This is a genomic window from Rhodovulum sp., assembly GCF_011048875.1.
In the GTDB taxonomy this organism is placed as follows: Bacteria; Pseudomonadota; Alphaproteobacteria; order Rhodobacterales; family Rhodobacteraceae; genus Rhodovulum; species Rhodovulum tesquicola.
This window is the reverse complement of record NZ_DSDD01000204.1, coordinates 1-5,845: the sequence shown is the minus strand read 5'-3', so window position 1 is coordinate 5,845 and position 5,845 is coordinate 1. Positions and strand designations below refer to the sequence as shown.

Below are 5,845 nucleotides of genomic sequence, written 5' to 3'. Positions count from 1 at the left end.
GCATCCAGCGCCGAGTTTGGCTCGTCCAGAACCAGCAGAACGGGATCGTGATACAGCGCGCGCGCCAGCGCCAGCCGCTGGCGCTGGCCGCCCGACAACAGCCCGTCGCCCTCGACCAGCGGCGTGTCATAGCCCTTGGGCAGACGCAGGACGATCTCGTGGACGCGGGCAAGCTGCGCCGCCGCGACAACGCGGGCCGGATCCGGCTCCAGCGCCATATGCGCGATGTTCTCGGCCACCGTGCCGTCGAAAAAACGCACCTCCTGCGGCAGGCAGCCGATCAGTCGGCCCAGCCGATCGGGGTCGAACTGGTCCAGCGTGGCCCCGTCCAGCCGCACCTCGCCCGCGCTGGGCGGAACCAGGCCCAGGATCAGCCGGGCCAGGCTGGTCTTGCCCGCCCCGCTCTTGCCGATTACGCCCAGCGCCTCGCCCGGGTTCACCTCGAAGCTGATGCCGTACAGGATCGGCGGCGCGCCCCGGGCCGAATTGCGCAGCGCCACGCCGCTGACCGACAGCCGCGCCTTGGGATCGGGCAGGTCGGTCGGCTTGCGGCGCGCGGGCATGGCGGCCAGGAACTCCCGCAGGTTGCGCCAGCCCGATTGCGCGCGCTGGATCGCGGGCCATTGGCCCAGCACCTGGTCCACCGGCGCCAGCGCCCGCCCCATCAGGATCGAGGCCGCGATCATCGCCCCCGGCGTCAACGCGCCGCCCAGCACCAGCCAAGCCCCCAGCGCCAGGATCGCCGATTGCAGGAAAAAGCGGAACGCCTTCGAGAAGGAGCTGAAGCTGCCGGTGCGATCATTGGCAGTCAGCCCCCGCGCACCCGCCTCTTCCTGCAGCCGGGCCCAGCGTTCCGACATGACCGGCGCCATGCCCTGCGACCAGACCAGTGCGCCGCCCTCCTCGGCCTGCCGCGCCAGACGTTGCGCGGCATGGGCCAGTTGGTTCGACCCGTCCAGCCCCTTCTGCGTCACCATCCGGTTGACCAGCGTCACCACGACCAGGATCGCCGCCCCCGCCAGCGACAACCAGCCCAGCATCGGGTGAAACAGGAAGATGGCGGCCAGGAAGACCGGTGTCCAGGGCAGGTCGAAAAAGGCCAGCAGCACCGGCGAGCCGAAAACGCCGCGCACCGAATCAAGGTCCTGCAGCGCCCCGCCCCCCGGCCCCTGCCCGTTGCGCAGCGCCGACCGCTCGATCGCCGCACCAAAGACACGGCGCCCGAACGCCGCCTGAAGCCGCGCCCCGATCCGCGCAGTCACCCGCCCCCGGGCGAATTCCAGCAACCCGTAAAAGACGTAAAGCGCCGTCACCAGCAGGAACAGCGCCACCAGCGTCTCTTCGGACCGCGAGCTCAGCACCCGGTCATAGATCTGCAGCATGAACAGGGGACCGGTCAACATCAACAGGTTAGTGAAGAAACTGAACAGCGCCACGGCCCATAGCAGGCGACTGCTCCGGGCCTTGGCCAGCGTGAATTCGTTCCGGTCGTCGGCTTCGCTCATCGGTCCGGCCTTGCGCGGGCGGCCACCTTGCGCACGACGCACGGGTCGCGCGGCTGGGCCAGGCGATCCGCGCGAGGGGCTCATCGGCGTCCTCATGTCATTTGGCCCTTGCGGACCCCGGCAGGCGGGCGTTCCCCGCGCGCCTGAACTCGCTCATACTCAAAGCCGGTTCGCCGGCGAAATTCAAGGCTCGCGATCACGGCCCCGGACGGAATCGCGAAACATGGTGTCCACAATCCGCCAGCGATCCCGCCGCCGCAGGCCCTAGCCCAGCGTGGTCCGGATCGCCCGCAGGGTCGCATCCACCACCTGGTCGGCCTCGTCCCGCGTCAGGCAGAGCGGCGGGGCGAAGCCCAGGATGTCGCCCTGCGGCATCGCCCGCGCGATCACGCCGTTGCGCGCCATCTCGGCCACCACCGCGCCCGCCACCTTGCCCGCCGGATCGTGGAAGCGCCGCGCCGCCTTGTCCGCGACCAGTTCGACCGCGCACAGCATCCCCTCGCCGCGCACCTCGCCGACATGGGGGTGATCGGTCAGCGCAGTGCGCATCGCCGCCAAGAAATACGCCCCCAGCTCGGCCGCGTTCTGCACCAGTCCCAGCGCGTCCACCAGCTTCAGGTTGGCCACCCCCGCCGCCGCCCCGATCGGATGCGCCGAATAGGTCCAGCCATGGCCGATCGGCCCGTATTCGTCGGTCCCGCGCGCCAGCACGTCCCACATCCGCCGCGAAACGATCGAGGCCGACAGCGGCGCATAGGCCGAGGTCAGCCCCTTGGCCAGCGTGATCAGATCGGGCCGCAACCCGTAATGGTCGGACCCGAACATGCTGCCCAGCCGCCCAAAGCCGGTCACCACCTCGTCGGCGATCAGCAGGATGTCGTGGCGCTCCAGGATTGGCTGGATCGCGTCCCAGTAGCCCGCGGGCGGCGGCACGATGCCCCCCGTCCCCATCACCGGCTCGCCGATGAAGGCGGCGATGGTCTCGGCCCCCTCGCGCGCGATCAGCGCCTCAAGCTCGGCTGCGCAGAAGGAAACGAAATCGGCCTCGGTCATGTCGGGATCGGGGCGGCGATAGTAATAGGCGGGCTCGGTATGCAGGATCCGCTCCAGCGGCAGGTCAAAGCGGTCGTGGAACACCTTCAGCCCGGTCATCGACCCCGTCACCAGCCCCGAACCGTGATAGCCCCGCCAGCGGCTGATGATCTTCTTCTTTTCGGGCCGCCCCAGCAGGTTGTTGTAATGCCAGACGAGTTTGACATTCGTCTCGTTCGCATCCGACCCCGACAGCCCGAAATAGACCTTCGACATATGCGCCGGCGCGCGGTCCATCACCATTTTCGCCAGCGTGATGCTGGCCTCGGTGCCATGGCCCACATAGGCGTGGTAATAGGCCAGTTCCCGCGCCTGTTCGGCAATCGCCTCGGCGATCTCGGCCCGGCCATAGCCCACATTCACGCAGTAAAGCCCGGCAAAGGCGTCCAGAAAGCGGTTGCCATCGCGATCCTCGATGAAACAGCCCTGCCCGGTGCGGATGATGCGTTCCGGCGCCTCGCCGCGGGCGAACTGGCCCAGATGCGTCGAGGGGTGGAAAAAGCTCTCGCGGTCCCATTGTTCCAACTGGTCGTTTCTCAGCATCGCGACTGTCCTTTCGCCCGGTTGCGGCGCCTTGTGCGCCCCTCGGATAGCCCCATCGGGGATATCGCTCGGCGCAGGCATAGCCGGTTTGACCCGCCGCCTCCACCCCTGCCTCCCGCCACAGAGATTGACGCCCCCCGCGCCATGGTCTGATATCGCCCGACACGCCGCCCAGCAGGAGCCATCGCCCCCATGATCGAGGAAATCGTCCAGTTCGGCTATGCCACCGAGGGTCACGCGCCCTTCAGCCTGGGCGAATATGACCGCCGTCTGGGCCTGGTGCGCCGGGCGATGGAAGAGCGCGGCATCGACATCCTGTTCGTCGAGGATCCCTCGAACATGGCCTGGCTCACGGGCTATGATGGCTGGTCCTTCTACGTCCATCAGGGCGTTCTGGTCTTCCACGATGCCGACCCGATGTGGTGGGGACGCCAGATGGACGCCAATGCCGCGGTGCGCACGGTCTGGATGGCGGGCGCCCATATCACGCATTATTCCGACGAGTACGTTCAATCGACCGAACGCCACCCGATGCAGCAGCTTGCGGACATCATCCGCGACCTGGGCTATGGCGCCAGGCGGATCGGCGTCGAGATGGAGAACTACTATTTCTCCGCCAAGGCCTGCCTGACCCTGCGCGCGGCGCTGCCCGAGGCCGAACTGGTGGACGCCACGGCGCTGGTGAACTGGCAGCGCGCCGTGAAATCCGACGAGGAACTGGATTTCATGCGCCGCGCCGCGCGGATCTCGGAAAAGATGATCGACGGCGTGCTGGACCGGATCGAACCCGGCCTGCCCAAGAACCGGCTGGTGGCCGATCTCTATCACGACGCGATCACCGGCACCGACGAGGGCTGGGGCGATTACCCCGCCATCGTGCCGCTCCTGCCCTCGGGCGCGGATGCCTCGGCCTCGCACCTGACATGGGACGGACGGCCCTTCGCGGAAGGAGAGGCCACCTTCTTCGAGATCTCGGGCTGCTACCGGCGTTATCACGCGCCGTTCTGCCGGACGATCTTCCTGGGCGAGCCGCCCGATCACATGCGCCGCGCCGAGGCCGCCCTGCTCGAAGGGATCGAGGCCGGATTATGGGCCGCCAAGGCCGGTAACCGGGCCTGCGACATCGCCAATGCGCTGGCCGCCCCCCTTGAACAGGCAGGCATCCGCCGCGGCGCGCGCTGCGTCTATCCGATCGGCCTCAGCTACCCGCCCGACTGGGGCGAGCGCACGATCTCCCTGCGCCCCGAGGACGAAACCGTTCTGGAACCCGGCATGACCTTCCATTTCATGCCCGGCCTCTGGATGGAGAACTGGGGCCTGGAAATCACCGAATCCATCCTGATCCGCGAGGACGGCCCGGCCGAGACCTTCTGCAACCGCCCGCGCAAGCTCTACGTCAAGCCATGACCGACCGGCTGGACAGCACCCGCGCGATCCTGGCCGATCTGGTGGCCTTCCCCACCGTGTCGTCGGAGCCGAACCTCGAAATGATCATCCATATCGCCGCCATGCTGGGCGATCTGGGCGCGCATTTGGACCTGTTCCATAACGAGACCGGGCAGAAGGCCAACCTGTTTGCCACGCTCGGCCCGCGCGCGGCGGACGGCGGGATCGTGCTGTCGGGCCATACCGATGTCGTGCCGGTGACCGATCAGGACTGGTCCACCGATCCGTTCCGGCTGCACGAGGCCGACGGGCGGCTTTACGGGCGCGGCACCTGCGACATGAAGGGCTTCATCGCCGCGACGCTGGCCATGGCGCCGGTCTGGGCGGCGCTGGAGCTCAAACGCCCGCTGCATTTCGCCTTCACCCATGACGAGGAGGTGGGCTGCCTCGGCGGGCAGGCGCTGGTGGCCGAACTGGCCGCCCGCGGCCTTCGCCCTGCCATCGCGATCATCGGCGAGCCCACCGAAATGCGCATCGTCGAGGCACACAAGGGCTGCTGCGAATATTCGGTCGAGTTTCATGGCCTTGAGGGTCACGGCTCGAATCCCGACGCGGGCGTGAACGCCGCCGAGGCCGCGGTGCGCTATGTCGCCCGGCTGATGGAGCTTGCCGAGGCGCTGAAGGCGCGCGCCCCGCATAACAGCCCCTTCACCCCGCCCTGGACCACGATCAACCTGGACCGGATCGCGGGCGGACATGCCCATAACGTGATCCCCGGCCGGGCCGAAGTGGACTGGGAAATGCGCCCCGTCCAGGCCGCGGACATGGGCTTTGTCAAGGACGCGATGGCCCGCCATGTGGACGAGGTCCTGCTGCCCGGCATGCGCGCCACCGATCCCGCCGCCGCCATCCTGACCCGCGTGGTGGGCGAGGTCGCCGGGCTGGAACCGATGGAAGACAGCGCCGCCCGCTGCCTGCTGATGGACCTGACCGGCGAGGCCCGCGCCGAAACCGTGCCCTTCTCGACCGAGGCGGGGCTGTTCCAGTCCATCGGCTGCGCGGCCGCCGTCTGCGGGCCGGGTTCCATCGCCCAGGCCCACAAACCCGACGAATACATCACGCTCGACCAGCTTTCCCAATGCCTGACGATGCTGGACAATCTGGCCACCGTCCTGACCCGCTAGCGTCGACCGCGTCCAAGTTGAATCTTTGGGATTCACATCCGGGGTGATTTCTGATTCATGCTGACTGCCGGGAAGGAGGCGGCATGGATGGGGAAACCGTATTCTTCTGATTTGCGCCAGCGGTTTGTGGCCGCT

At 67.9% G+C, this 5,845-nt stretch carries 4 protein-coding genes; 2 read left to right on the top strand and 2 right to left on the bottom strand.

What is annotated here, in order from left to right; genetic code table 11:
- A partial coding sequence (locus tag ENN83_RS07120) for a type I secretion system permease/ATPase (RefSeq protein ID WP_287185543.1) occupies positions 1–1,505 on the bottom strand: 1,505 nt, incomplete at its 3' end.
- A gap of 264 nt (positions 1,506–1,769) precedes the next feature.
- Complete coding sequence (locus ENN83_RS07115; protein ID WP_287185541.1) at positions 1,770–3,140, bottom strand: aspartate aminotransferase family protein; 1,371 nt, start codon at positions 3,138–3,140, stop codon at positions 1,770–1,772.
- A gap of 192 nt (positions 3,141–3,332) precedes the next feature.
- Between ENN83_RS07115 and ENN83_RS07110 the strand changes: the two genes are divergently transcribed.
- Together ENN83_RS07110 and argE are read left to right on the top strand one after the other, a co-directional pair.
- Complete coding sequence (locus tag ENN83_RS07110; RefSeq protein ID WP_287185539.1) at positions 3,333–4,547, top strand: M24 family metallopeptidase; 1,215 nt, start codon at positions 3,333–3,335, stop codon at positions 4,545–4,547.
- Positions 4,544–5,710, top strand: a complete 1,167-nt coding sequence (gene argE / locus ENN83_RS07105; protein ID WP_287185538.1) for an acetylornithine deacetylase — start codon at positions 4,544–4,546, stop codon at positions 5,708–5,710. Before ENN83_RS07110 ends, argE begins: the two co-directional genes overlap by 4 nt.
- Positions 5,711–5,845 lie beyond the last annotated feature (135 nt).

Coding starts and splice junctions, on each gene's coding strand:
- ENN83_RS07115 (WP_287185541.1), bottom strand. CDS start 3,140: ATGCTGAGAAACGACCAGTTGGAACAATGGGACCGCGAGAGCTTTTTC.
- ENN83_RS07110 (WP_287185539.1), top strand. CDS start 3,333: ATGATCGAGGAAATCGTCCAGTTCGGCTATGCCACCGAGGGTCACGCG.
- argE (WP_287185538.1), top strand. CDS start 4,544: ATGACCGACCGGCTGGACAGCACCCGCGCGATCCTGGCCGATCTGGTG.